Annotated in this window: 22 protein-coding genes; 11 read left to right on the top strand and 11 right to left on the bottom strand. The window is 53.0% G+C overall.

Going from position 1 to position 24,685, the window contains the following annotated elements; all coding sequences use genetic code 11:
* Window positions 1-115 precede the first annotated feature (115 nt).
* Window positions 116-1,312 (bottom strand): lysophospholipid transporter LplT, encoded by a 1,197-nt coding sequence (gene lplT / locus OGX80_RS14935; RefSeq protein ID WP_115181200.1) that lies wholly within the window; start codon window positions 1,310-1,312, stop codon window positions 116-118.
* On the bottom strand, window positions 1,305-3,464 hold the full coding sequence (gene aas / locus OGX80_RS14930; RefSeq protein WP_012134954.1) for a bifunctional acyl-ACP--phospholipid O-acyltransferase/long-chain-fatty-acid--ACP ligase: 2,160 nt from the start codon (window positions 3,462-3,464) through the stop codon (window positions 1,305-1,307). Before aas ends, lplT begins: the two co-directional genes overlap by 8 nt.
* A gap of 593 nt (window positions 3,465-4,057) precedes the next feature.
* On the opposite strand from aas, the gene galR reads away from it, so the two are divergent.
* Together galR and OGX80_RS14920 are read left to right on the top strand one after the other, a co-directional pair.
* A complete protein-coding gene (gene galR / locus OGX80_RS14925) occupies window positions 4,058-5,086 on the top strand; it encodes an HTH-type transcriptional regulator GalR (RefSeq protein WP_012134956.1) in 1,029 nt (342 codons plus the stop codon).
* 13 nt (window positions 5,087-5,099) lie between these two features.
* A complete protein-coding gene (locus tag OGX80_RS14920; protein ID WP_047461502.1) occupies window positions 5,100-6,119 on the top strand; it encodes a LacI family DNA-binding transcriptional regulator in 1,020 nt (339 codons plus the stop codon).
* 111 nt (window positions 6,120-6,230) lie between these two features.
* On the opposite strand, the gene lysA is transcribed toward OGX80_RS14920, so the two are convergent.
* Window positions 6,231-7,493 carry a diaminopimelate decarboxylase gene (lysA, locus tag OGX80_RS14915; protein ID WP_047461500.1) on the bottom strand — a complete coding sequence of 421 codons (1,263 nt, stop codon included), beginning with the start codon at window positions 7,491-7,493 and terminating at the stop codon, window positions 6,231-6,233.
* A 124-nt stretch (window positions 7,494-7,617) separates the two neighbouring features.
* Between lysA and OGX80_RS14910 the strand changes: the two genes are divergently transcribed.
* On the top strand, window positions 7,618-8,553 hold the full coding sequence (locus OGX80_RS14910; protein WP_012134960.1) for a LysR family transcriptional regulator: 936 nt from the start codon (window positions 7,618-7,620) through the stop codon (window positions 8,551-8,553).
* On the opposite strand, the gene OGX80_RS14905 is transcribed toward OGX80_RS14910, so the two are convergent.
* Window positions 8,540-9,232, bottom strand: coding sequence for an aspartate/glutamate racemase (locus tag OGX80_RS14905; protein ID WP_047461496.1), 693 nt, complete (start codon window positions 9,230-9,232; stop codon window positions 8,540-8,542). The genes OGX80_RS14910 and OGX80_RS14905 overlap by 14 nt on opposite strands.
* A 142-nt stretch (window positions 9,233-9,374) precedes the next feature.
* Here OGX80_RS14905 and OGX80_RS14900 point away from each other — a divergent pair, with 142 nt between their 5' ends.
* Window positions 9,375-9,701, top strand: a complete 327-nt coding sequence (locus OGX80_RS14900; RefSeq protein ID WP_012134962.1) for a cupin domain-containing protein — start codon at window positions 9,375-9,377, stop codon at window positions 9,699-9,701.
* Window positions 9,702-9,786: 85 nt separating this feature from the next.
* On the opposite strand, the gene kduD is transcribed toward OGX80_RS14900, so the two are convergent.
* The 4 genes from kduD to OGX80_RS14880 all read right to left on the bottom strand — a co-directional run bounded on the left by kduD (window position 9,787) and on the right by OGX80_RS14880 (window position 13,999).
* Window positions 9,787-10,548 (bottom strand): 2-dehydro-3-deoxy-D-gluconate 5-dehydrogenase KduD, encoded by a 762-nt coding sequence (gene kduD / locus OGX80_RS14895; protein WP_071257893.1) that lies wholly within the window; start codon window positions 10,546-10,548, stop codon window positions 9,787-9,789.
* 56 nt (window positions 10,549-10,604) lie between these two features.
* Window positions 10,605-11,441 (bottom strand): 5-dehydro-4-deoxy-D-glucuronate isomerase, encoded by an 837-nt coding sequence (kduI, locus tag OGX80_RS14890; RefSeq protein WP_058668046.1) that lies wholly within the window; start codon window positions 11,439-11,441, stop codon window positions 10,605-10,607.
* A gap of 393 nt (window positions 11,442-11,834) precedes the next feature.
* Entirely contained in the window at window positions 11,835-13,013 is a 1,179-nt protein-coding gene (locus OGX80_RS14885; RefSeq protein WP_047461488.1) for an acetyl-CoA C-acetyltransferase, read from the bottom strand.
* Between the two features lie 107 nt (window positions 13,014-13,120).
* Window positions 13,121-13,999, bottom strand: coding sequence for a LysR family transcriptional regulator (locus OGX80_RS14880; protein WP_047461486.1), 879 nt, complete (start codon window positions 13,997-13,999; stop codon window positions 13,121-13,123).
* Window positions 14,000-14,102: 103 nt separating this feature from the next.
* Between OGX80_RS14880 and OGX80_RS14875 the strand changes: the two genes are divergently transcribed.
* Both OGX80_RS14875 and OGX80_RS14870 read left to right on the top strand, forming a co-directional pair.
* The gene (locus OGX80_RS14875) at window positions 14,103-14,558 is read left to right on the top strand and encodes a multidrug/biocide efflux PACE transporter (RefSeq protein ID WP_024130912.1); all 456 of its coding nucleotides are present in this window, start codon (window positions 14,103-14,105) and stop codon (window positions 14,556-14,558) included.
* 141 nt (window positions 14,559-14,699) lie between these two features.
* Complete coding sequence (locus tag OGX80_RS14870; RefSeq protein WP_101744101.1) at window positions 14,700-15,929, top strand: amino acid permease; 1,230 nt, start codon at window positions 14,700-14,702, stop codon at window positions 15,927-15,929.
* A 61-nt stretch (window positions 15,930-15,990) separates the two neighbouring features.
* Here the strand turns inward: OGX80_RS14870 and OGX80_RS14865 are convergent, their stop codons facing one another.
* Both OGX80_RS14865 and OGX80_RS14860 read right to left on the bottom strand, forming a co-directional pair.
* Complete coding sequence (locus OGX80_RS14865) at window positions 15,991-16,452, bottom strand: YqeJ family protein (protein WP_071257892.1); 462 nt, start codon at window positions 16,450-16,452, stop codon at window positions 15,991-15,993.
* On the bottom strand, window positions 16,439-17,140 hold the full coding sequence (locus OGX80_RS14860) for a winged helix-turn-helix domain-containing protein (RefSeq protein WP_115181198.1): 702 nt from the start codon (window positions 17,138-17,140) through the stop codon (window positions 16,439-16,441). The genes OGX80_RS14865 and OGX80_RS14860 overlap by 14 nt, the downstream gene beginning before the upstream one ends.
* 689 nt (window positions 17,141-17,829) lie before the next feature.
* Between OGX80_RS14860 and OGX80_RS14855 the strand changes: the two genes are divergently transcribed.
* Complete coding sequence (locus tag OGX80_RS14855; RefSeq protein ID WP_115181197.1) at window positions 17,830-18,531, top strand: helix-turn-helix transcriptional regulator; 702 nt, start codon at window positions 17,830-17,832, stop codon at window positions 18,529-18,531.
* 32 nt (window positions 18,532-18,563) lie between these two features.
* Here OGX80_RS14855 and rcnR read toward each other — a convergent pair whose 3' ends face one another.
* Window positions 18,564-18,836: a Ni(II)/Co(II)-binding transcriptional repressor RcnR gene (rcnR, locus tag OGX80_RS14850; protein ID WP_012134972.1), complete on the bottom strand. Its 273-nt coding sequence runs from the start codon at window positions 18,834-18,836 to the stop codon at window positions 18,564-18,566.
* Between the two features lie 120 nt (window positions 18,837-18,956).
* On the opposite strand from rcnR, the gene OGX80_RS14845 reads away from it, so the two are divergent.
* The 4 genes from OGX80_RS14845 to OGX80_RS14830 all read left to right on the top strand — a co-directional run bounded on the left by OGX80_RS14845 (window position 18,957) and on the right by OGX80_RS14830 (window position 24,683).
* Entirely contained in the window at window positions 18,957-19,817 is an 861-nt protein-coding gene (locus OGX80_RS14845) for a nickel/cobalt efflux protein RcnA (RefSeq protein ID WP_115181196.1), read from the top strand.
* Between the two features lie 982 nt (window positions 19,818-20,799).
* The gene (locus tag OGX80_RS14840; RefSeq protein WP_012134978.1) at window positions 20,800-21,333 is read left to right on the top strand and encodes a fimbrial protein; all 534 of its coding nucleotides are present in this window, start codon (window positions 20,800-20,802) and stop codon (window positions 21,331-21,333) included.
* 52 nt (window positions 21,334-21,385) lie between these two features.
* Window positions 21,386-22,135, top strand: coding sequence for a fimbria/pilus periplasmic chaperone (locus tag OGX80_RS14835; RefSeq protein WP_115181194.1), 750 nt, complete (start codon window positions 21,386-21,388; stop codon window positions 22,133-22,135).
* Window positions 22,116-24,683: a fimbrial outer membrane usher protein gene (locus OGX80_RS14830; protein ID WP_115181193.1), complete on the top strand. Its 2,568-nt coding sequence runs from the start codon at window positions 22,116-22,118 to the stop codon at window positions 24,681-24,683. Before OGX80_RS14835 ends, OGX80_RS14830 begins: the two co-directional genes overlap by 20 nt.
* Window positions 24,684-24,685: the final 2 nt, after the last annotated feature.

Below are 24,685 nucleotides of genomic sequence, written 5' to 3'. Positions count from 1 at the left end.
GCTTATCAGGCCTACCGACAGCACCATACCGTAGGCCGGATAAGGCACCTGTGCCGCCATCCGGCGCTTCTGCCTGATGGCGCTGCGCTTATCAGGCCTACCGACGGTGCAACAATCACATCTGGCGGCGCTGCCAAATCCACAGCGCCGCAATCGCCAGCGCAAACAGCCCGCCAAAACCAATGCCGATCGCCACGACCGGAATGCCCACCAGTACGGCCAGCGAATAGAGACCCAGCATCAACAGCATCGCGCTGTTCTCCCCCAGGTTCTGTACCGCAATCGCGTTGCCCGCGCCGACGCTTTTCTTGCCGCGCTCCTGCAATAACGCATTGAGCGGCACCACGAAAAAGCCGCCCAGCACACCAATAAGCGTCAACAGCGCATAGGCCGGAAGCAACGTGTGCTGCAAAGAGAAAATCAGCACCACCACGCCAATCAGAATACCCGCAGGCATACAACGCGCTACCGTCTCCAGCGTAACCAGCTTCGCCGCAGCGCCTGCGCCCACAACAATACCGATCGCCACCATTGCGTTCAGGTAAGTCGGCGTGGCGTTATCGGTAATTCCCAGCGCTACCGGCACCCACAGCACCAGCAGAAAACGCAGCGTGACGCCCGCGCCCCAAAAAAGGCTGGTGCCAACCAGCGAGAAACGCGTCTCCCCGTTACGCCAGAGCAACATGCAGGCGCAGAAGAAGCTGCGCACCATCTTACGCAAATGCCAGGACTGGCCTGGCCGCGCCGCCGCGAGTTTCGGAATAAAAAGGTTAGCGACAACTGCGCCCGCATAGGCCAACGCACAGGCGACCAGCGCCGCAATCACATGCCAGTCTGCCAGTACGCCGCCTGCCACCGATCCCAGCAGAATAGCGGCAATAGTGGAGGCTTCCATCAGACCATTGGCTTTCACCAGTTTGTCGCCCGTGGTCAGCTCGCCAAGAATGCCATATTTCGCCGGAGAGTAAGCCGCCGCGCCAATCCCCACCAGCGTATAGCCGACAAAGGGATTAAAACCAAAACAGATGCTCGCGGCGCCCAACAGTTTCAGGCCGTTGGCGAACATCATCACCCGGCCTTTAGCAAAGCTGTCCGCTACCTGCCCAACAAAAGGGGCAAAAAGAATGTAAGCGCCTACAAACACCATTTGCAGGATCGGCTGGCTCCAGTCCGGGTAGAACTGCGCCTTCAGCAGCGCCAGCGTCGCGAACAACAGCGCGTTATCGCCAAACGCAGAGAGAAACTGCGCGGCGATAACCGACATCATCCCTTTCGACCAGATCGAGGTGTTAGTATGTACTGACTCACGCATGTTGTTTTTCCGGTTCATCAACCCAGCTTTTCAGCGTCACAAAGTCCGGCTTGCCGCTGCCCAGTAACGGAAGTTGTTTCAGATAGCGGATATCACGCGGTACGGCAAGTTCAGGAATGCCGTGTGTGCGGGCATATTGCAGCAGGCTTTCACGCGTCAGCTCGCCGTCTGTCGTGAACAGCACCAGCGCTTCGCCTTTGCTGGCGTCGCTTTTAATCGCCGTGGCGTGCATTTTATCTGGCGAGACGCCCAGCGCCAGCTGTTCGACCATCTCCAGCGAAACCATCTCTCCGGCGATTTTCGCAAAGCGCTTCGCTCGCCCCTGGATCTGCACAAAACCGTTTTCATCGAAACGCACAATATCGCCCGTGTCGTACCAGCCCTGTTCAACGTCGCCCAGCGCATTTTCCGCCGCAGGCGCTTCCAGCACGCCCGGTTTTTCAACCCGCAGGTAGCCATTCATGATATTAGGCCCTTTGAGTTGCAGACGCCCGCCGTCATCAATGCCTGGAACCGCCAGCAAGCGCGCATCCATGCCTGGCAAAATGCGCCCAACGGTGCCCGGCTTCGCCGCCATAGGTACGTTAATCGACACGACCGGCGCGCATTCGGTCACGCCGTAACCTTCCAGAACGCGCAGGCCGAATTTGTCCTGCCAGAGCTGTCGGGTGCTGTCCTGCAATTTTTCCGCGCCGGCGACGACATAGCGCAGACGATAGAAGTCATACGGGTTGGCAAAGCGCGCGTAGTTGCCCAGAAACGTCGACGTGCCAAACAGCACCGTGCAGTTCCGGTCATAGACCAGCTCCGGCACAATGCGATAGTGCAACGGGCTGGGATAGAGAAACACCTCAGCGCCGGTCAGCAGCGGCGTCAACAGGCCGACGGTCAGGCCGAAGGAGTGGAACAGCGGCAGCGCTGACATAAAGCGGTCGTTCGCCGTGAAATCGGCAATGGTTTTTATCTGCTCAACGTTCGCCAGAAGGCTTTTATGGCTGTGCACCACGCCTTTCGGGTGCCCTTCCGAACCGGATGTAAAGAGGATCATTGCCGCCTCTTCCGGCCGCTGTTTGACCTGCGCCAGGCGCGGCATCAGCAGATGCGCAAAAATCCAGAGCTTATCGGCGAGCGTCACATCAGCTTTTAAATCTTCGAGATAAATCCAGCGAACCTGCGTCAGTTGCTCCGGCAGATGCCAGAGTTTGCCTTTCTCAAGAAACTGACGGGAGGTGAATACGGTTTTGATCTCCGCAGCGGTAATGGCGCTGGTCAACCCTTTCACGCCCGCCGTGTAGTTCATCATCGCCGGGATACGGCCACGAGAAACCGCGCCAAAGATGACGGCGGCGCTGATGGCCGCGTTTGGCAGCATCAGGCCGATGTTTTCGCCCTGTGCGCTGTATTTTTCCAGAATGCGACCGACAAACAGCGTTTTTGTCAGCAATTTGCGATAAGTGTCCGGCGTGAAGTTAATATCTTCAACACAGTTTTTACCCGCCCCGTAGCGGTACTGCGCAGCTAACAGCGATTCATACAGCGTTTCACGCGGGCGCACCGCCATGCGCGCTTCCATCATAATTTGATGCAGCATTTCTCCGGCCAGTTTGCGGCGCTCACGCGCTCGCGGCGCCTCCGGCATCGGCAGATGAGTAGGCGGCAGGATATGCAGGTGAATGCGCGGGAAAAAGCGCTGTTTTACCAGACCTTTCAGGCGGCTAAAGTGCGTAAGCTCTGCGCCTTCAATACGAACCGGCACCACCGTTGCGCCAGACTTCGCCGCCACAAACCCGGCGCCGTCGTAGATTTTCATCAACGAACCGCTCACCGAAATTCGCCCTTCCGGGAAGATAACCACCGGGCGGCCCTGCTCTACCAGGCGTACCAGGTGCTTAATCGCCATCGGCTTCGTCGGGTCGAGCGGCACAAAATCAATCAGCGACTTTAACCAGCGCATGTACCATTGCTGGCTGATAGAGGAATAGACCGCGAAAACAGGGCGAACCGGTAAAAACAGGGCGAGTAAAATACCGTCGATAAAAGAGACATGGTTTGGCGTGATCAGGATGCGCTCACCCTGTAGCGCCCTGGCATCCCCGGTGACGCGTACACGATAAAGCACGCGGAACAGGTTGCGAAAAAATCCAAAAAGCATGTCAACTCCCTTTGCTCACAGTTCGGTAAAGATGCATGGTTGCAGATTATACGAGATGGGGAACAGGCGCGACAGGTAAATGGAAGGACGAAAAAAAACCTGCGCATCCGCGCAGGTTGGTGCAAGAGACAGGTACGAAGAGCGTACCGAATAATCTCACCAATCAATACCTCTGGGATCTTGATTGTGGTCTCCGGCGACGCTGCGCGCCACCAGCAAAACGCAAAGGAATGAACACAAATGCAACGAGTTGTGTAAATTATCGGTTACTGTTACAGATTGGTGTAAGCGCAAAAAAAAACCTGCACATGATGCGCAGGTTGGTGTAATTCTTGTGATCAACCCGAAAGCTGATTTCACCTATCAATACCTCTGGGATCTCAACTCTAGCAATCCGCCCGACGCCCTCACCAGCGAACAATCGCAACAGCGCTTCGCAAAGTGTAACCAAAGGTTTGCATTCTCCCTTTTCTGTCTTACTTCCCCGGCGTGCGCTCACATTTGCGCGTTCCCGTCAGGCAATCTGCTTGAACAGATAGCCATTTTCCGTAACACTGACGAAATGTAAGCGTTTACCCACTATAGGTACTGTCATGGCGACCATAAAGGATGTAGCCCGACTGGCTGGTGTTTCAGTCGCCACCGTTTCTCGCGTTATTAATGATTCCCCGAAAGCCAGCGAAGCATCCCGCCTCGCGGTCACCAGCGCGATGGAATCGCTCAGCTATCACCCCAACGCCAATGCGCGAGCGCTGGCACAGCAATCCACGGAGACAATTGGTTTAGTCGTGGGGGATGTCTCCGACCCTTTCTTTGGCGCGATGGTTAAAGCGGTCGAGCAGGTGGCCTACCACACCGGTAATTTCTTACTGATTGGCAACGGCTACCACAATGAACAAAAAGAGCATCAGGCGATTGAACAACTGATCCGCCATCGTTGCGCGGCGTTAGTCGTACACGCCAAGATGATCCCGGACGCGGACCTGGCGTCATTAATGAAACAGATGCCTGGCATGGTGCTGATTAACCGCATCCTGCCTGGGTTTGAGCAGCGCTGCGTGGCGTTAGATGACCGTTACGGCGCCTGGCTGGCAACGCGTCACTTAATTCAGCAGGGCCATACCCGCATCGGCTATATCTGTTCCAACCATTCGATTTCTGATGCGGAAGACCGGCTCAAGGGTTATTACGACGCGCTGGAAGAGAGCCATATTCCGGCTAACGACAGGCTGGTCACATTTGGTGAACCGGATGAGAGCGGCGGTGAACAGGCAATGACCGAGCTGTTAGGTCGCGGAAGAAACTTCACGGCGATCGCTTGTTACAACGATTCGATGGCCGCAGGCGCAATGGGCGTATTAAACGACAACGGTATTGACGTACCGGGCGAAATTTCACTGATTGGTTTCGATGATGTGCTAGTCTCGCGCTACGTGCGTCCACGTCTGACCACGGTACGCTACCCGATCGTGACCATGGCGACCCAGGCCGCCGAACTGGCGCTCGCACTGGCGGAAAAACGGCCTGTACCCGAAATCACCCATGTCTTTAGCCCTACTCTGGTACGTCGGCATTCCGTTTCGACGCCGTCGGAAACCGGGAATTCTTCGTCAAACGATTAATCAGGATAGCGTCATGACAACAATGCTGGATGTTTCACGTCGCGCGGGCGTATCAAAAGCGACGGTTTCTCGCGTACTGAACGGAACGGGACAGGTGAAAGAGAGCACGCGCCAGAAAGTCTTCAAAGCGATGCAGGCGTTAGATTACCGACCCAATTTTTTGGCGCGATCGCTGGCGAACCGCACCAGTAACAGCATTGGGCTTGTTGTCTCGACCTTTGACGGATTTTACTTCGGGCGCTTGCTGCAACAGGCGTCACGCCAGACAGAGTCGCACGGTAAGCAGCTTATCGTGACCGATGGCCATGACACGCCGGAACGCGAGCAAGAGGCGGTGCAGATGCTGGCCGACAGGCAGTGTGACGCGATCATTCTCTATACCCGCTATATGAGCGAAAAAACGATCATCTCGTTGATTAATACCATAGAGACGCCGCTGGTCGTGATCAATCGCGATGTCAGTCTGGCCCGCGATCGCGCCATATTCTTTGAACAGGAAGATGCCGCGTTTCAGGCGGTGGATTACCTGATCTCACAAGGCCATCGGGATATCGCCTGCATTACCGTACCGAATCACACGCCAACGGGAAAATCCCGCCTGACGGGATACCGCAAGGCGCTGGAGAAAAACGGGATCGCCTGGGACCCGGCGAAAGTGAAATACGGCGACTCCAGCATGACACGCGGGTACGAAGCGTGCCGTGAACTGCTGGAGGAAGGGATCGCCTTTACCGCGCTCTTTGCCTGTAACGACGATATGGCGCTTGGCGCATCAAAGGCGCTGCATCAGGCCGGGCTGCGGATACCGCAGGATATTTCGCTGTTTGGCTTCGATGACGCGCCCAGCGCGAAGTGGCTGGAACCGGCGCTGTCCACCGTCTATCTGCCAATCGACAGTATGATCACCACCGCAATCGATCAGGCGATTCGGCTGGCGAGCGGCGAGGAGCTGGAGCCGATCCCGCCGTTTACAGGAACATTAGTGCTGCGTGATTCAGTGACCACCGGGCCATTTTTTCAGTCGGATTGCTGATGGTTTGCCGGATGGCGGCGCAAGCGCCTTATCCGGCCTACGATATTTCGCCGTCTGTAGGCCTGATAAGCGTAGCGCCATCAGGCAAAGGCGCCTTATCCGGTCTACCGGTTAAAAAACTTCCAGCGCCAGCAACTCTTCAATCGTCTGGCGGCGGCGAATCAATCGCGCTTTACCGTTATCAAACAGCACTTCCGGCAGCAGCGGTCGGCTGTTGTAATTTGATGACATGGACGCGCCGTACGCGCCGGTATCGTGCAAAACCAGATAATCCCCCGGCGCGACCGCAGGCAGCGCACGCGTTTCCACGTTACCACCTTCCTGCTGCGTAAAGACATCGCCAGATTCGCACAACGGCCCCGCCACCACGGTGTCCAGCAGCGGCGCATGTTCAAGCGAGCGACCGTCCGCCGCCAGCGCCGTAATATGGTGGTAGCTGCCGTACATTGCCGGGCGCATCAGGTCGTTGAAACCGGCATCCACCAGCACAAAATGACGGCGCCCCATCTCTTTCACGCTGCGTACCTGCGTCACCAGCACGCCGGATTGCGCCACCAGAAAACGTCCCGGCTCAATTTCCAGCTTCACCCGATGCCCCAGATGGCGAGCGATTTGCTCGCGGGCGGCGTTCCACAGTCCGAAGTAATGCTGCGTATCGACCGCCTCTTCTCCCTCGTGATAAGGGATCGACAGCCCGCCTCCCGCCGAAATCGCCTCCAGATCCTGCCCAAAATCGATAACCTGACGCACCATCGCGCCGCACACCTGCTCCAGATGACCGTAATCAACGCCGGAACCAATGTGCATGTGGATCCCAACAAGCTGAAGCCGATGGCGCTGCATCACTGCCAGCGCGGCAGGCAGATCGGTATGCCAGATGCCGTGTTTGCTGTTCTCGCCGCCGGTATTGGTTTTCTGGCTGTGCCCGTGACCAAAACCGGGATTGATACGCAGCCAGACGCGATGACCCGGCGAAACCTGCCCCAGTTGATCCAGCATATCCACCGACCCGGCATTCACCGGAATGCGCAGTTCGCTGACGCGGGCCAGCGTGGCGGCGTCAATAACATCAGCCGTGAAGACAATATCATCAGGGTGGTTTTGCGGATCGTATCCCGCCGCCAGCGCGCGCTCAATTTCACCCAGCGAGACGGAATCCACCTTTACGCCCTGCTCACGCATCAGGCGCAAAATATGAATATTCGAGCAGGCCTTTTGCGCAAAGCGCACCACATCAAACTGTTGCAGGGCCGCGATCTGACGGCGAATAATCTGCGCGTCATAGACCCATACCGGGCAGCCGAATTCCGCCGGTAGTCTGAGCAGATTTTCAGCGTTGAGATCAGTATCAGTGCAATTCAGTGAATGTGGCATAGCAGACTCCGGGCAAGACATTTTTTATGATTACGCCACAAACTGAAGGGAATAAAAAATATCGTTTTATGGCGAGTCTATGCAAAAATGATATGGATGATATCCACTGAGGGGAAAGCCAACGATGGCAGCCGTGAACCTGCGCCACATTGAAATCTTTCATGCCGTGATGACCGCCGGAAACCTGACCGAAGCGGCGCGCCTGCTGCATACCTCGCAGCCCACCGTTAGCCGGGAGCTGGCGCGGTTCGAAAAAGTATTGGGGCTTAAACTGTTTGAGCGCACGCGCGGACGCCTGCACCCGACGGTGCAAGGATTACGGCTATTCGAAGAGGTGCAGCGTTCCTGGTATGGGCTGGATCGCATTGTAAACGCGGCGGAGAGCCTGCGTGAATTTCGCCAGGGCGAGCTGTCGATTGTCTGCCTGCCCGTTTTCTCCCAGTCCTTTTTACCCACGCTGCTGCAACCGTTTCTCGCCCGCTATCCTGATGTCAGCCTGAACATCGTGCCGCAGGAGTCGCCGCTGCTGGAAGAGTGGCTTTCCGCTCAACGCCACGACCTCGGCCTGACGGAGACGTTGCATACCCCGGCAGGCACCGAACGCACCGCGTTGTTGACGCTAAATGAAGTGTGCGTGCTGCCGCCCGGCCACCCGCTGGCGACCAAATCCGTGCTGACGCCGGGCGACTTTCAGGGAGAGAATTACATCAGCCTGTCGCGCACCGACAGCTATCGCCAGCTGCTGGATGCGCTGTTTAACGAACACCAGGTTAAACGCCGGATGGTCGTGGAAACCCACAGCGCGGCGTCGGTTTGTGCAATGGTGCGCGCGGGCGCCGGGCTCTCGGTGGTTAACCCGCTCACCGCGCTGGATTATGCCGCCAGCGGAGTGACCGTGCGGCGGTTCAGTGTCGACGTTCCGTTTACCGTCAGTCTGATCCGCCCGCTGCACCGGCCATCATCCGCGCTGGTGGATGCGTTCAGCGAGCACCTGCAAACCAGCCTTCCGCGTCTTGTCGATCCGCTGGAGGCCATTCTGGAGCCGGTTACGAAAGCATAAATTCCACGGCGTCAGCCGCATGGATCGCCGCAGTATCAAACACCGGCAGCGCGCTCTGCGCTTCCGGCACCAGCAACCCAATCTCAGTACAGCCAAAAATCACGCCCTGAGCGCCCTGCGCCGCCAGACGTTCGATCACCTGCAAATAATACTGGCGGGAGCGTTCGCTAAACTCGCCGAGGCACAGTTCGTCAAAGATTATCTGGTTGATCTGCGCGCGGTCGTCCGTTTCCGGCACCAGGGTTTCAATCGCAAACCGCTGCTCCAGACGCCCGCGATAAAAATCCTGCTCCATCGTGTAGCGCGTCCCCAGTAGCGCCACGCGCGTCATGTTTTTGCGCGCAATCGCCCGCCCTGTCGCATCCGCAATATGTAAAAACGGCAGTGAACAGCGCGACTCAATCGTCTCCGCCACTTTATGCATGGTATTAGTACACAGCACTATCGCTTCTGCACCCGCCTGCTGCAAACCCAGTGCGGCCTGCGCCAGAATATCTCCCGTTTTATCCCACTCGCCCTGGCGCTGACACTCTTCAATTTCATGGAAATCAACGCTATGCAGCAACAGGCTGGCGGAATGCAAACCACCCAGCCGTGTTTTGATTCCTTCATTAATCAAACGGTAATAGGGGATCGTCGATTCCCAACTCATGCCGCCCAGCAGTCCAATCGTTTTCATTACCTTCTCCTTCTCACCTTGATGACAGCAGTGAAGCAAACTTGTGATCAAGTTTCCAGTTCATTTGGTCTGCCATTTTCTTTTCCCCCGGTATGAACTAATTTAGTTGAAACATTGTTTCAATAAATAACAGGATCACCGCATGTTTATTTTTCATAATGAGACGACGCTTGAGGATCTGGGAAATGGCGTTACCCGGCGTATTCTGGCTCACGACGGTAACATGATGGCGGTAGAGGTGAATTTCGAAAAAGGCGCAATCGGGCCGTTGCACAATCATCCTCATGAACAGCTGACTTACGTTTTGTCCGGTGAATTTGAGTTTACTATTGGTGAAGAAAAGCATGTGGTGCGCGCTGGCGACACGCTATATAAACGGCCCAATATCATGCATGGCTGCGTGTGTTTACAACCGGGAACACTGCTGGATACCTTCACGCCAGTACGCGAAGATTTCCTCAACGCGTAAGCCATACGCATCCGGCCTGCACAGGAACCCCTGCGCAGGCCGGATGTTATCGCCTCACCGGGGCGAGGCTTTTACGACATCAGAATTAACGCGCCAGCCAGCCGCCATCCACCGCAACGGTATAGCCATTAATATAGTCAGATGCGCTGGATGCCAGGAACACCACCGGCCCCATCAGATCGCTCGGCAGCCCCCAACGCCCCGCCGGAATACGGTCGAGGATTTCCGCGCTACGCTGCTCATCAGCACGCAGTTGCTGAGTATTGTTCGTCGCCATGTAACCCGGCGCGATAGCGTTCACGTTGATGTTATGTTTCGCCCATTCGTTCGCCATCAGGCGCGTTACGCCCATAACGCCGCTTTTAGACGCGGTGTAAGAAGGAACGCGAATCCCGCCCTGGAAGGAGAGCATAGAGGCGATATTAATAATTTTGCCGCCGTTACCCTGGGCGATGAAGTGCTTCGCCGCAGCCTGAGACATAAAGAACACGCTCTTAATGTTCAGGTTCATGACGTCATCCCAGTCTTTTTCACTGAAGTCGATCGCGTCTTCACGGCGGATCAGACCGGCGTTATTCACCAGAATATCGATGTGACCGAACTCCGCCACCGCACGTTCAAGCAGGGCTGGAATACCGTCAATCTGACGCAAATCCGCCGTCAGACTTAAAAAACGGCGGCCCAGCGCGGTGATGCGTTCAATGGTTTCCGTCGGCTCAACAATGTTGATCCCGACAATATCACAGCCCGCTTCCGCCAGACCCAGCGCCATCCCCTGACCCAGACCGGTATCACAACCTGTGACTACCGCGACCTTACCTTCAAGAGAGAATGCATTCAAAATCATTGTTAATCCTTATTTTCTTAGTGCCTGTCACGGACAGACATGATTGCCGTCCGCGACTAGCGCAGATCTTTTACTGCAACGTGGTCCATATCATCAAAGACCTGATTTTCACCCACCATCCCCCAGATGAACGTATAGGCCTGGGTGCCGACACCGGAGTGAATAGACCAGCTTGGGGAGATAACCGCCTGCTCGTTATGCATCACGATATGACGCGTTTCCTGAGGCTGCCCCATCATATGAAAGACGCAGGCGTTCTCTTCCATGTTGAAATAGAAGTACACTTCCATACGGCGTTCATGGGTGTGACAAGGCATGGTGTTCCACAGATTGCCGGGCGCCAGTTCGGTCAGGCCCATGCTCAGCTGGCAGGTCTCCAGTACGTCCGGCACGAAGTATTTGTTAATGGTGCGGCGGTTACTGGTGAGGTTGTCGCCCAGAGTAACCGGCGCGACATCGGCTGGCGTCACTTTTTTAGTCGGGTAAGTGGTATGCGCCGGCGCGCAGTTGTAGTAGAACTTCGCCGGTTTTGCGCCATCAACGCTGGCGAAAACAACTTCTTTCGCGCCTTTACCGACGTATAAGGCATCGCGGTGGCCGATCTCATAGCACTGACCATCGACAGCGATCGTGCCCGGCCCGCCGATGTTGATCACCCCCAGTTCACGACGCTCCAGGAAGTAGGTAACGCCCAGCTGTTTACCGACTTCACCGCCAACGGAAACCGTTTTCGCTACCGGCATGATGCCGCCGACAATAATGCGGTCGATGTGGCTGTAAACCATGGTGTATTCATCAGCAACAAACACTTTCTCGACCAAAAACTCGTTGCGCAGCCCCTGGGTGTCCAGCGTTTTAGCGTGCGCGCTGTGGATGCTCTGTCTTACGTCCACATCAACCTCCAATAATAAACCGACCGTGAATGTCAGAACGGAAGGCGAAACACCGTTCCGTTTTACTTTATGCGGTAATGATATCCCTCCAGAAACGGGTTTTCAATTACAAATAAAACGTTGTTTCAGTTTTTCTGCATCTTATTATCAAAAGTGTAATTGCGATCACGTCAGCGCGAGATTTCCCTTTAGCAGGCACAGGCGGAGATGCTTAAAATAAAATTAAAAACAATAAGATAGGTTTATCAGTCGGATATGGGAGCAGCGTGCGCTCCTGAAAAGAAACGCCGGATTGCTGCAACCCGCGGCGTCAGGGAGGGGAAATATCAGCACATATTGCGGCTGGCGCGGTTGGCAGCGCCAGCACGGGGGAAGCGGGAAATGAAGGCGGTCTTAATCTCGTTCGATAGCAAGCGCCACACCTTGCCCACCGCCAATGCAGAGCGTCGCCAGGCCCTTTCGCGCATCGCGTTTAACCATCTCATGCACCAGCGACACCAGAATCCGACAGCCGGATGCGCCAATGGGATGGCCGAGCGCAATCGCTCCGCCGTTAACGTTCACCCGGCGTTCGTCCCACTCCAGCATTTTGCCAACGGATAACGCCTGCGCAGCAAAAGCCTCGTTAGCCTCGATAAGATCCACGTCCGCCAGCTGCCAGCCTACCCGTTCAAGACAACGTCGGGTGGCGTAAACGGGCGCGATACCCATCAGTGCGGGATCGACGCCGACGCTGGCAAAAGCGCGAATACGCGCCAGTATGGGTAAATCCAGTTCCTGCGCTTTGGCTTCGCTCATCATCATGACGGCAGCCGCGCCATCGTTAATTGACGAGGCATTGCCCGCCGTGACCGAGCCGAGGAGATCAAATGCCGGGTTCAACTGGGCCAATCCTTCCGCGCTGGCATCGGTTCTTGGCTGCTCATCAGTATCGACAACGACAGGCTGGCCGTTACGCTGGGTGACAACCGGGACAATCTCAGCTTTAAAACGCCCGGCATCAATGGCCGCCCGCGCTTTTTGCTGGGAACTGAGGGCATAGGCGTCCTGCAATTCGCGGCTGATGCCGTATTCCCGCGCCAGATTTTCAGCGGTAACGCCCATGTGGTAATCGTTAAACGCATCCCACAAGCCGTCGTGAACCAGGCTGTCCACCAGTTGGCTGTTACCGAGCTGCGCCCCTGTGCGGCTGTCGGTAAGAACGTGCGGCGCCCGGCTCATGTTCTCCTGCCCGCCGGCAATGACAATATCCGCCTCGCCGCACTGAATCGCCTGCGTAGCCAGATGCAGCGCTTTCAGGCCGGAACCGCAGACATCGTTGATGGTGATAGCAGAAACGGTGTTGGGCAGCCCACCTTTGATGGCTGACTGCCGCGCCGGGTTTTGTCCTGCGCCCGCCGTGAGCACCTGACCGAGGATAACTTCATCGATAGCATGTACATCAACGCCGGTACGCTCCATCAACGCTTTTACCACCATGCTGCCCAGTTCAACGGCAGAATGGCGGGACAGCGTTCCCTGGAAGCATCCGATCGGCGTACGTAAAGCCCCAACTATCACAACCTCTTTCATCACCACCTCAGCGCAAAATAACACCGCAATAGTAGAGGATTGTTAAAGATAATTATCCTGCTTGTTTAAAAATGGTGAGTTTTATCACAAAGGAAATTGCAGCTATTTTAATCAGCCGGTATACGCCCCTGCTGTAAATGATCGCGGAGCCAGCTTCCCGCCGCACCCGGCGGCGACTTCTTGTTCCAGAGAAGATCAATCGAGATCGCCTTTGGCCAGCCGGGCACATCCAGTTGCACCAGCGGTTTTTCAGCCGCAAACTCTTCCACCAGCGCACAAGGCAATGCGCACCAGCCAAATCCCTGCACCGCCATACTCAGTAATAACAAATAGTTAGGCGCAGACCAGGCCGGGCCGCGCGCCACGCTGGCGCCACTTTCCAGATAGGTATTCAGCCGCAGTTCACGCCAGGTATGCAGCTGATCCCATTGCAGGGTTTTCTGCGCGGCCAGAGGATGTGAGGCCGCCACGTAGAGTCCCATCCATGTCTGCATGGGCAGGCGCGTCACCCCCATCTCGGTAGGGTAATGATTGCGCGCTTCAATCAGCCCGACCTGCGCGCGTCCCTTTTGCAGGAGATCGATGACATCTTCATCTTCGCCGATCAGACATTCAAATTCCGTATGGGGAAACTGACGGTCGAACTGCACCATTAATTCTTCCAGAACGTCTGGATGCAGGGTGTCGGATAGCACGAATGTCAGACGGGTTTCCGTTTCGCCAGACAGGGATAACGCCACCTCATCCAGACGATCGCTTGCTGACAGAATAGCCTGCACATAGCTGAGCACCCGCTTGCCCTCTTCCGTCAGCACCGGCTGTCGTGAAGAGCGATCAAACAGTGAAAACCCCAGATCGGCTTCCAGGTGGGCAATCGCCGTACTGACGGTGGACTGACTTTTCCGCAACCGGCGCGCCGCAGCGGAAAACGAGCCGCAGGAGACCGTCTCAACAAATGCGATCAATGCTTCGGGAGAGTAGCGCATAAACTATCTACTTTATCGATGGATTCTATCTTTTAGATATCATATTAAACGATAAAATGCCTGACATTCCGTTTTCCCGGAGATGAAAAAAAGGTTTGATCCTATGCAACATGACTTAGTCCAACGCCGTTCGCTACTCGAACGCATTTTCCATGCGGTCTGCTTCGAAGGCATTGCCACCGCCATTCTGGCCCCGACTACCGCCTGGCTGATGCAGCGCTCAGTGCTGGAAATGGGAGGCTTAACCATTCTGCTGGCAACCACGGCGATGATCTGGAATATCATCTATAACGCGCTGTTTGACCGCTTCTGGCCGTCACACGTAGTGACGCGCACCGCTAAAGTTCGCGCACTGCACGCGCTGGGATTTGAAAGCGGCTTTATCGTTATTGGTGTAAGTATTGTCGCCTGGGCGCTGAACGTCAGCCTGTTGCAGGCCTTCACGCTGGAAATCGGTTTCTTCCTTTTCTTCCTGCCATACACCATGTTCTACAACTGGGCCTATGACACGTTGCGTCTTCGCGTAGTAAGACGCCGCCAGCAGCGCGTTACTGCCTGATAATGCTCTGTTTAGCCGGAACATTCCCCGTTCCGGCGCTTCCTGCCTGCCCTCGCACACCGCTTTAGTTTCCCCAGCCCCATGCCATTTATGGTAAATTGCGCTTCTTTTTGTTTATTTTATAGTTGATACGTTCAAATAATGTCGAAAATTTGGTCAAAAGAAGAAACTCTCTGGAGTTTTGCACTATATGGGACTGCGGTCGGCGCAGGCACCCTTTTCCTCCCCATTCAGTTGGGTTCCGCGGGGGCCATCGTGCTGTTTATTACCGCACTGGTTGCCTGGCCTCTGACTTACTGGCCTCATAAAGCGCTGTGCCAGTTTATCCTCTCTTCGAAAACCTCCGCTGGCGAAGGGATCACCGGTGCGGTAACGCATTACTACGGCAAGAAGATCGGCAGTCTCATCACCTCGCTATACTTTATTGCGTTTTTCGTGGTGGTCCTGATTTACGCCGTGGCGATAACCAATTCCCTGACGGAACAGCTGGCAAAGCAGATGACGATAGACCTGCGGGTGCGTGTTCTGGTCAGTCTGGGCGTCGTATTGATTCTGAATCTGATTTTCCTGATGGGACGACATGCGACTATCCGCGTGATGGGCTTTTTAGTGTTTCCGCTTATCGCCTATTTCTTATTTCTGTCGCTTTATTTGACCGGAAGCTGGCAGCCCGCGTTATTGACCAGCCAGATGTCTTTCGATCGGCACACACTTCATCAGGTATGGATATCCATTCCGGTGATGGTTTTCGCTTTTAGCCATACGCCCATTATCTCCACGTTTGCTATCGACAGACGTGAAAGATACGGAGAGCAGGCCATGGGTAAATGCAAAAAAATCATGAAGGTGGCTTATCTGATCATTTGCCTGAGCGTGCTGTTTTTCGTTTTCAGCTGTCTGCTCTCCATTCCGCCATCCTATATTGAAGCCGCAAAACATGAAGGCGTGACCATCCTGTCAGCGCTGTCTATGATGCCAGCCGCACCGGCATGGCTCTCCATTTCAGGGATTATTGTCGCCGTTGTCGCGATGTCAAAATCGTTTCTGGGCACCTATTTTGGAGTGATTGAAGGGGCAACAGAGATAGTACGAACGGCGTTACTTCAGACTGGCGTGAAGAAAAGCCGGGCATTTAATCGCGCCCTGTCGATCATGCTGGTCTCGCTGATTACCTTTGTCGTTTGCTGCATTAATCCCAACGCCATTTCGATGATTTATGCGATCAGCGGCCCGCTTATCGCCATGATTTTGTTTATCATGCCGACGCTGTCGACCTATCTGATCCCCGCGCTCAAACCATACCGCTCTCTGGGAAATCTGCTTACCCTGATTGTGGGTCTGCTTTGCGTGTCTGTGATGTTTTTTGGCTAATCTCAATACAAAGCGGCTCATCCACCTGAAGAGGGGCGAGCCGTTTTACTCAGTCTTTAATCTATCGGCATAATAGTGAGGGCGACCCGACTGTCGTAAACGTCCAGCCTTCCCGCCAGGGTTGTATCAAAAACGAGAACGTCGCGTCCTTTGATAAATAAATAAGCGGCATAGCCTTGCGTTCATGGCTGCCCTGTAATTCGTCAGACGGATATCGGACCAGATTATGCGTCGTAATAATATAGTTTTGCTGCAACTTCTGGTACGTAAAATAAATAATCCGGCTAATTTTATAAGAATGAGCGTCGGGCGTATTCAACACGCCGGTTAATGTCACGATCCCCTGATGATTATGCATCTGGTAGGTAATATCACCAGCAAAAAGTTCATGATCAATATCCCAGACGGCATAACCACTGCAATCAATTTTCGGGTTAATGCTGTGCGCATACCAGAATCCTCCGCCACCCACAATGAAGATCGTGATAATAATAGCCGCTGCCAGTATTTTAATTTTCATCATTTATCGAATAGTAGGTTATACACTTTACGGACGGATTTTCTCTGGCATCCTCCGGGCATATAATCGCCGTGATATTTTTTGCGCTGCTCATTCCTGAGAGAAACACATAGTTATTGTTATCGCAAATCTCGCGATGTTTGTGCATAAAGCGAATATAATTTAACTCCAGCACATCGTTCCCTTTTTGCAGGACGGTACAAGATGAAAAAGTCTCGGAATCCAGAACCTCATAAGACGACAGCAGCGACTCTGGAGACATATAAAACAGGCTGGCGGCAATGCTTATCATCACCACCAGAAGCGCCAGTCCGCAAAGCGCCGCAGGCAACGAGAGATGGCGCTTTTTTATTGGCGTGTCTCCCTTCGGCTCCATTTGGGGTTCAACAATCTGCGCCGGCGCTTCGATCGCTGATGCTTTTGCGGTTATCTCATCCGTCTGAATATTCGCTGAAATCATCATACCGCGACGGGCAATGGTTTTTATAAGATCGCGCGGTAACCCAATATCACTTAACGCATTTCTTAGAATGAGAATCGTCTGATAAAAAGTATTCGCCGAGGTAACATGATTCTTCTCTCCCCAACCCGCTGTAATCAGCTGGTTTTGAGAAACCACCGTGTTGTTATGCTGAATAAGATATAAAAGGATAAGGCTTGCAGGACTTTGTAACGTTACGGTCTTCTGCATTGCGCTATTCGATAACGCCCGATTTCCAGGGTGAAAGTCAACCAGGTTATTAATTGTGTAACATCTGGCGTGTTTTAACAAATCCGACACAGTATTCCTTCTGGCATTCACATGATGAATGCCATGCTACAAAATTCTTATATCGAGATCACTATAAATATTTGATTATGCGATTACTGTCAAACGCCAGCGGTAAAATTACTTATAAATCAAAAACCTTAAGTCAAAAAAGATCATTTGTTCTTAATTAAGACTATTTTTAAAGCATTTTCATGCTCTCCTGATATTATTACGATAAGCTTAAAAAGCACACAAATACATAATTTATTAATTATGAAAAACAATAGCGATTTTACAATTAAGATACAGCAATTAACATTGGTGCAACTTTTGTCCATAAATGCCATTTAACAAAATATCTTAAACATTTTTGCAATATAACTATTCCTGGATTTTGCTATAAAAGTCCTGGATGCTAAATTGTTTCTGTCTCTGACGAGACGTCGCCCCAGGAAAATAAGTGGCATGTAAATATCTACTATTATAAATGCATCGCAAGGCTTTAAGAAAAATAGCAATAAGTGATATACATCGATTTTTTACGCACGCTAATTGCCGTCTGGCAAAGTATTGACATATTTAAAAACGGATGAAATTATGAAATTATCTACGGATAGGGAGGTTCCTGTATGGAGCTGGATGTTAAATTAAAAAACCTTACGTGCAGTAGTTGTTCTTTACATTGTAAAATAATGCCAGAAAAATCACCTCGTTTACAATATTGTGCTAACGCATGTTTTTGTATGTGGCCGGAAGAAAGTATCTACTTTAACAGAGGTGTTATTGAGGGCATTTTAAATAATAATCATAATGCCCGATTAAATGGTTATATTTTTGTCGATTTCTCTATCAGCTTTTTGCGGCTGTTTCTCGACAAACAGTGGATTGATTATCTCGCCAGCACACGTATGGGTATTGTACTGGTGAGCGATCGGAACATGCAGTCGTTAGCCAACTACTGGCGTAAACATCATCCGGCGGTTTCTGTCATCATTTATCACGATGATGGACTGGCGGTTGCAAATGAAAAAATCAGACAAGTATTTATTGGGCGACATCTGTCTTTTACAAAAGGGAATACCCTGACCCAGACGGAATTCATCATTATGGGTAACATGGTTGCAGGGAAAAATCCGCATCAAATCGCCGAGTTACTGAGTATGGATATCCGCAGCGTCTATGCTTATAAACAGAGGATCGAGAAAAGAATGGGCGGGAAGATAAACACGCTGTTTATTCATTCGCATCCACTCTCCAATGAAAAAGCCGCATTCCCAATGATCACAAAGGAATGCAAAGGCTCGCTTATTCATCTGCAAAGACGGCGTTAACATTGAAGACAACAGTCGGGCACCGGTCCCGGCTATTTTATATAGGAATCCAGCACCTTCAGGATCACTTCCAGATCGTCTTCGCGCTTCACTTCATCGCTCTGGTGAACAATGTGTTCGGTCAGATGCCCTTTGATCACCTCACGCATTAATCCGTTCACCGCGCCGCGTATCGCCGCGATTTGCTGCAATACCGCGGCACATTCGTGAGGTTCATCCAGCATTTTTTTCAGTGCGACAACCTGCCCCTGGATTTTACTGGCGCGAGCTTTAAGTTTTTGTTTATCCCGGATCGTATGTGACATAACAACGCCTTATTAACATAAATCATTATGGATTATAGCATTGTGACGCTACTGGGGGGTAGTATTTGGTACTGGGGGGGAGTAGAATGCGGGGAAATAAGACAACTAAGAATCATTCTCATGGGCGAATTTTCAACATTACTTCAGCAAGGAAACGCCTGGTTTTTCATTCCCAGCGCCATTCTGTTGGGCGTATTACATGGGCTGGAACCCGGGCACTCCAAAACGATGATGGCGGCGTTTATCATCGCCATCAAAGGGACGATTAAGCAGGCTGTGATGCTGGGGCTGGCAGCCACGCTTTCACATACCGCCGTTGTGTGGCTTATCGCCCTGGGTGGCATGTACATCAGCAGAGCGTTTACCGCAGAATCCGTGGAACCCTGGCTACAACTGGTCTCCGCCATCATTATTCTGAGCACGGCGTTCTGGATGTTCTGGCGTACCTGGAAAGGGGAGCGGGACGGGTTGGCTAACAGGCTTCCTGCCCACACTCACCACCATCACGACCATGAGCACCACCATCACGACCACGACCATCACCACGACCACCAGCATGTTCATATTTCCCTGAAGGGGCTAACGGACGGATCGCACGCCTGGCAGGATGCCCATGAACGGGCACATGCGACCGATATTCAGCGCCGCTTTCACGACCAGGAAGTGACAAACGGACAGATTTTACTGTTTGGCCTGACGGGCGGCCTGATTCCTTGCCCGGCAGCCATCACCGTATTGCTGATCTGCATCCAGCTTAAAGCCTTCACGCTGGGAGCCACGATGGTACTGTGCTTCAGCATTGGTCTGGCGTTAACGCTGGTAGCCGTTGGCGTAGGCGCAGCCATCAGCGTGCAACAGGCCGCAAAACGCTGGAACGGATTTAATACCCTGGCGAGAAAAGCCCCCTATTTCTCCAGCATACTGATCGGTCTGGTGGGGCTTTATATGGGAATGCATGGTTATCTGGGCATTATCCACTAATTGTTCCCCGCCTGTTTCCACAAACGTGCAGCGACCCGGGCGCTGCACGTCCGTTCATATCAATTTTTCGCAAGCCATGAGCAGACCGTAGACGAGCGGTAAGCCGCTCTGATGAGTGAGGCGCATTAACAAATCTTTCCAGAAAGTCGCCTGGCCGTATAATTCGATGCTATTACCCGGCGCGTATTGCAGTTCCGCGCTTTTGCGACAAGCGCGCAGGCATTGCGGATTTATTGCGGAAAAATTGTTCTCTCCCACGCTCAACATCAGCATAATTCCGCGCAGAAAACACGCTTCATGCGAACAAAACGCACTATATCAACTGGCAACTTAAATACGATTGCATCAATTGTTGATCTTAATCAAATGGGGTTTATTGGAAACTAAGCCTTTTAAGCTCCAAAAGATCCAACAAAATAAAATAAAATTCCTAAAGTAAAGAGTACGCACCTAATAGTCAGCAACAGAAACAATATAGTGATGCTGATGATTACTATAAAACCGGTATCTATTTACATCACAGATTCAATTAATTAACACACCGACATGGAACGACTTTACGGCTAAATCATTAATACCAATAAAGCGAATATCTAATTATCTTAATATCGACGCAACCGATCTATTTCCAGTTTTTAATAGCTACCACCTATTACAAAAGATTTATTCGGATGTTTTAAACGATTTTCATATTTAAGATTACTGTCGTTAAAATTCCGGCATAAGAAAAAAGATATATTTTCAGATGGGCTATTTGTCGCCTGGGACGCATTGTTGAATAAAAACGGAGAAGGCGCGTTCAGCAGCACATTTTTCTATTTCAACGCCTCAACACCAGGATTAATACCAATATTTTCGCCAACACTGACTTAATACAGCAACATTCCAGCACAGTGCCATTTTTATGAATGTCCCTGAGCATTGGGAACACCCTGAATTCTCAGGGTAAATCAACACGACTGAATGAAAATGGAGTTTAGTTATGAAACTGAATCGTGCCCTAATTCCGGCGCTGGTGATCTCCGCGATCTATTCTGCGGGCGCACTGGCTTCTGATAATACCATTACATTTATGGGAGAAGTTTCTGATGAAACCTGTTCCGTATCGGTAAATGGTTCTGAGGCCTCACCTGTCGTCTTACTGCCTACCGTCACGGTAAACACCTTGAACACCAATCAGGTTGCAGGACAAACGACCTTCGACATCGGCGTCAGCGGATGCACCGGCTCAGCCTCCGGGATCAATATTTCGACCGTCTTCGTCGGAAATAACATCAGCGCCACGACCGGGAACCTGGCCAGCAATGGCTCGGCGAGCGATGTTGAAATTCAGATCCTCGACACCAGTGATACAGAGATCGATTTTCGCAACGCGTTTAATGGCGGCGGAGATTTAGCGCTGGCGGCAAATGAGACATCAGCCACGGCAACCTACAAGGCCCAATATTACTCAGGGGGCGCAGCAACCACCGGTACGGTGCAGGCCTCCATGCAATACGCGGTTTCTTACCAGTAATTTAACCCAGGCGGGAATTTCGTCCCGCCCTCTTTCGACCAGGGAGTAATAAATGAACCCCATTCGCGACGCCCTGTATTCTCTCGCGGGGTTTCTGTTTATCTTTTTTACACTCTGGAGTGAACACGTCGCCGCCAGTATTACCATGACCGGGACGCGAATTATTTATAATGGTTCAGCCAACTCTGTCGATGTTCATTTAAAGAATAAAGATTCCTTCCCTTATGTGGTCTCAACCTGGTTCGATAACGGCAATATGGTAGACGGGCCGGAGAAATCAGCTCAACTTCCCTTTATCGCCACGCCGCCGGTATTTCGTATTCAACCCGGCGAAGGGCAAATTATTCGGATTGTTTTTACGGCGGCCCAGTCCCTGCCACAAGACAGGGAATCTCTGTTCTATTTTAATTTTATGCAGGTTCCGCCCGCGAATGTGGGCCAACGTAGCCCGGATCAGGGCAATCAAAACAGCCTGCTGATCATGCTACGTAACCGGGTGAAGTTATTTTATCGTCCGGCTGAATTAAACGGTAATCCACAAAAAATGCTGGCGAACCTTCAGGTCACGCGAACGGGTCAAACCGGCATCACCATTAAAAATAATCAGCCTTATTACATCACCATTGCCGGGCTACAGTTGATCAATGCCTCAGAAACCCGCGCCCAAAAAGCAGGCATGATTGCCCCTTTCAGCAGTGAGCGTTATGTCTTTACCGACGCCCGATCGGCTGCAAATCAGCGTGTTCGCATCACGTTGATTAACGATCAGGGAGCCAGAATCAGTGAAGATTTTCCTCTTTAATCGCCCGGCGGGTTTCGGCCTGATGGTATGCGTTACGGCATTTTCCACTGCGGCCAGGGCCGATTACTATTTTGATCCCGCGCTGCTCCAGGGGTCCGCATACGGTCATGGTCTGGATCTCCAGCGCTTTAATCATACCCAAGACAGCGTGCCTGCGGGTGAATACGTGCTGGATATTTATCTTAATAACCAGTTGATTCGCCAGCAGGAAAAGATCGAACTTATCGCATCCGCCACGCCGGATAACGCCGTCGAACCCTGTCTGCCGTTTGAGGTGGTTCGCGCCAGCGCGATTCGCACGCGCTCCTCTGCGGCATCTTCAACGCCGCACTGTCTGCGCATCAGCGAGACCGGGCAAAAAATCAGTTGGCAAGTGGATATAGCGAAGCTGCGCCTGAATATGATGATTCCTCAGGCCGGGCTTTACCACGCTCCCCGGGGATATATTCCCGTTTCCGAATGGGACGCCGGAGAGACCGCGCTGTTTTTGCGCCACAATACCAATTTTTATCATACGGAAAATACAGACTCACACCTGCGCTACGACTACCTGTGGAGCAATATCAATGGCGGTTTCAACATCGGGCTGTGGCAATTTCGCCATCAGGGGAACCTCCGCTATGCCGATGACAACCAGACGGGTAGCCACTACAAATACAATGCGGTAGCGACTGCGATTCAGCGCCCTCTACCTCAGTTTGAGAGCGTGATAGCGTTTGGGGACAATTACACCAACAGCAGCCTGTTCGGCAGCCTCTCATTCAACGGCATAAAACTGAACACCGATCAACGGATGTGGCCGCAGGGCAAACGCGGTTATGCGCCGGAAGTGCGCGGCGTGGCGACCACAACCGCCCGCGTGGTGGTACGCCAGCAGGGTAAAGTGATTTACGAAACCACCGTCGCGCCCGGCGCTTTTGTTATTAACGATCTTTACAATACCCGTGGCCAGGGCGATCTGGCCGTCGATGTCATCGAAGCGAACGGGCAAATCTCAAGTTTTACCGTTCCCTACTCGGCGGTTCCTGATTCCGTTCGACCGGGAAACTGGAACTATGAGCTGGCAATGGGCTACGTTCGCCACTACTACAGCGTGGAGAATAAATTTGTCGAAGGCGTTTTGCAGCGCGGGATGAGCAACACGCTAACCGCCAATTTGGGTTCACGGCTGGCCGATGATTATCAGGCGTTTCTGCTGGGCGGGGTAATGGCAACATCCGTCGGAGCATTCGGCCTCAATACCGTTTACTCAAACGCCAGAGTCGAAAACGACGATAACGAGCAGGGCTGGCGCATTGAGGCCAGCTACAGCAAAACGTTTACCACCGGCACAAATCTGGTGCTGGCGGCCTACCGTTACTCCACCAGCGGTTATCGTGATTTACAGGATGTGCTGGGCGTGCGCCGTCAGCAGAAAAACAGCGTGGCGTATTATTCGGATACGCTGCACCAGCGTAATAACTTTTCCGCTACGCTCAGCCAGCCGATGGGCGACTGGGGCATGGTTAGCTTCACCGGCAGTACGTCAGATTACTACAGCGACGCGTCGCGCATCACCCAACTCCAGTTTGGCTACAGCAACAGCTGGCGCAACATCACCTTTAATCTTAGCGCCGCCAGACAGCGCAGCAGTTATGCCAGCCGCTACGACACCAGCGTAAACGACCGGGATTTTGACCGCGAAAACCAGCGTAAATACACCGAAAACACGCTTTCACTGGGGATCTCCATCCCCTTCGATGTTGGCGCCAGCCGCACGCAGCTAAATCTGGATATGAATCGCAGCCGCGACGTTCGCACCGCCACGGTGGGGATAAGCGGCGCCACGGGCGAGAACAGCGCCACATCCTGGGCCGTTTATAGCGGCCTGGAGCGAGATAAGCACGACGGCAGCAGCGCAACCTGGGGCGGCAACGTGGAGCAACGAACCGCCGTCGGCGCGTTTCGCGGCTTTGCCTCCCGCGGCAGCGATTACCAGCAATATGGTCTGGGGATGTCCGGCACGCTGGTTGCGCACCGCGGCGGGATCACCGCTGGCCCCTACACCAGCGATACGTTCGCGCTTATCGAAGCGCCAGGCGCACGCGGCGCGGCGGTACGTAACGGGCAAGGCGCAACGGTCGATTATTTCGGCTATGCCCTGCTCCCTTCCATGACCCCCTATCGCTATAACACCGTAAGCCTGGACAGCGGAAACATGAATGCCGAAGTAGAGCTACAGAGCGGCAGCAAGCGCATCGTGCCCTACGCCGGCGCGATTTCCCGAGTGAAATTCACGACCACCAGCGGTAAAGCGGCGCTCATCAACACAACGCTTCCCGATGGCGACCAGCCGCCGATGGGCGCTGACGTGACGGACGGCCACGGCGAATCCGTGGGAATGGTCGGCCAGGGCGGGCAAATTTACGCCCGACTGGCGGAACAATCCGGCGTGCTGTTCGTACAGTGGGGGCAAAAATCCACGCAGCGGTGCCAGGTCTGGTATCAACTACCGGCTAAAACGCATGCGCCGCTGTATCAGCTCACACTACCTTGTCGTCAGGAATAACG

Origin of the sequence: Citrobacter sp. CK194, assembly GCF_030333395.1 — a bacterium.
GTDB classification, from domain to species: domain Bacteria; phylum Pseudomonadota; class Gammaproteobacteria; order Enterobacterales; family Enterobacteriaceae; genus Citrobacter_B; species Citrobacter_B koseri.
The sequence above is the reverse complement of the archived record's forward strand: the minus strand, read 5'-3'. Positions and strand labels throughout refer to the sequence as shown.

Excerpts from the sequence above, each read along its gene's own strand:
- OGX80_RS14845 (WP_115181196.1), top strand. The coding sequence starts at position 18,957 with ATGGGCGAATTTTCAACATTACTTCAGCAAGGAAACGCCTGGTTTTTC.
- OGX80_RS14865 (WP_071257892.1), bottom strand. The coding sequence starts at position 16,452 with ATGATGAAAATTAAAATACTGGCAGCGGCTATTATTATCACGATCTTC.
- OGX80_RS14870 (WP_101744101.1), top strand. The coding sequence starts at position 14,700 with ATGTCGAAAATTTGGTCAAAAGAAGAAACTCTCTGGAGTTTTGCACTA.
- OGX80_RS14900 (WP_012134962.1), top strand. The coding sequence starts at position 9,375 with ATGTTTATTTTTCATAATGAGACGACGCTTGAGGATCTGGGAAATGGC.
- aas (WP_012134954.1), bottom strand. The coding sequence starts at position 3,464 with ATGCTTTTTGGATTTTTTCGCAACCTGTTCCGCGTGCTTTATCGTGTA.
- OGX80_RS14885 (WP_047461488.1), bottom strand. The coding sequence starts at position 13,013 with ATGAAAGAGGTTGTGATAGTTGGGGCTTTACGTACGCCGATCGGATGC.
- OGX80_RS14910 (WP_012134960.1), top strand. The coding sequence starts at position 7,618 with ATGGCAGCCGTGAACCTGCGCCACATTGAAATCTTTCATGCCGTGATG.
- OGX80_RS14835 (WP_115181194.1), top strand. The coding sequence starts at position 21,386 with ATGAACCCCATTCGCGACGCCCTGTATTCTCTCGCGGGGTTTCTGTTT.
- OGX80_RS14855 (WP_115181197.1), top strand. The coding sequence starts at position 17,830 with ATGGAGCTGGATGTTAAATTAAAAAACCTTACGTGCAGTAGTTGTTCT.
- OGX80_RS14840 (WP_012134978.1), top strand. The coding sequence starts at position 20,800 with ATGAAACTGAATCGTGCCCTAATTCCGGCGCTGGTGATCTCCGCGATC.
- galR (WP_012134956.1), top strand. The coding sequence starts at position 4,058 with ATGGCGACCATAAAGGATGTAGCCCGACTGGCTGGTGTTTCAGTCGCC.
- OGX80_RS14905 (WP_047461496.1), bottom strand. The coding sequence starts at position 9,232 with ATGAAAACGATTGGACTGCTGGGCGGCATGAGTTGGGAATCGACGATC.
- OGX80_RS14875 (WP_024130912.1), top strand. The coding sequence starts at position 14,103 with ATGCAACATGACTTAGTCCAACGCCGTTCGCTACTCGAACGCATTTTC.
- kduD (WP_071257893.1), bottom strand. The coding sequence starts at position 10,548 with ATGATTTTGAATGCATTCTCTCTTGAAGGTAAGGTCGCGGTAGTCACA.
- lysA (WP_047461500.1), bottom strand. The coding sequence starts at position 7,493 with ATGCCACATTCACTGAATTGCACTGATACTGATCTCAACGCTGAAAAT.
- OGX80_RS14880 (WP_047461486.1), bottom strand. The coding sequence starts at position 13,999 with ATGCGCTACTCTCCCGAAGCATTGATCGCATTTGTTGAGACGGTCTCC.
- OGX80_RS14920 (WP_047461502.1), top strand. The coding sequence starts at position 5,100 with ATGACAACAATGCTGGATGTTTCACGTCGCGCGGGCGTATCAAAAGCG.
- lplT (WP_115181200.1), bottom strand. The coding sequence starts at position 1,312 with ATGCGTGAGTCAGTACATACTAACACCTCGATCTGGTCGAAAGGGATG.
- OGX80_RS14860 (WP_115181198.1), bottom strand. The coding sequence starts at position 17,140 with ATGCAGAAGACCGTAACGTTACAAAGTCCTGCAAGCCTTATCCTTTTA.
- rcnR (WP_012134972.1), bottom strand. The coding sequence starts at position 18,836 with ATGTCACATACGATCCGGGATAAACAAAAACTTAAAGCTCGCGCCAGT.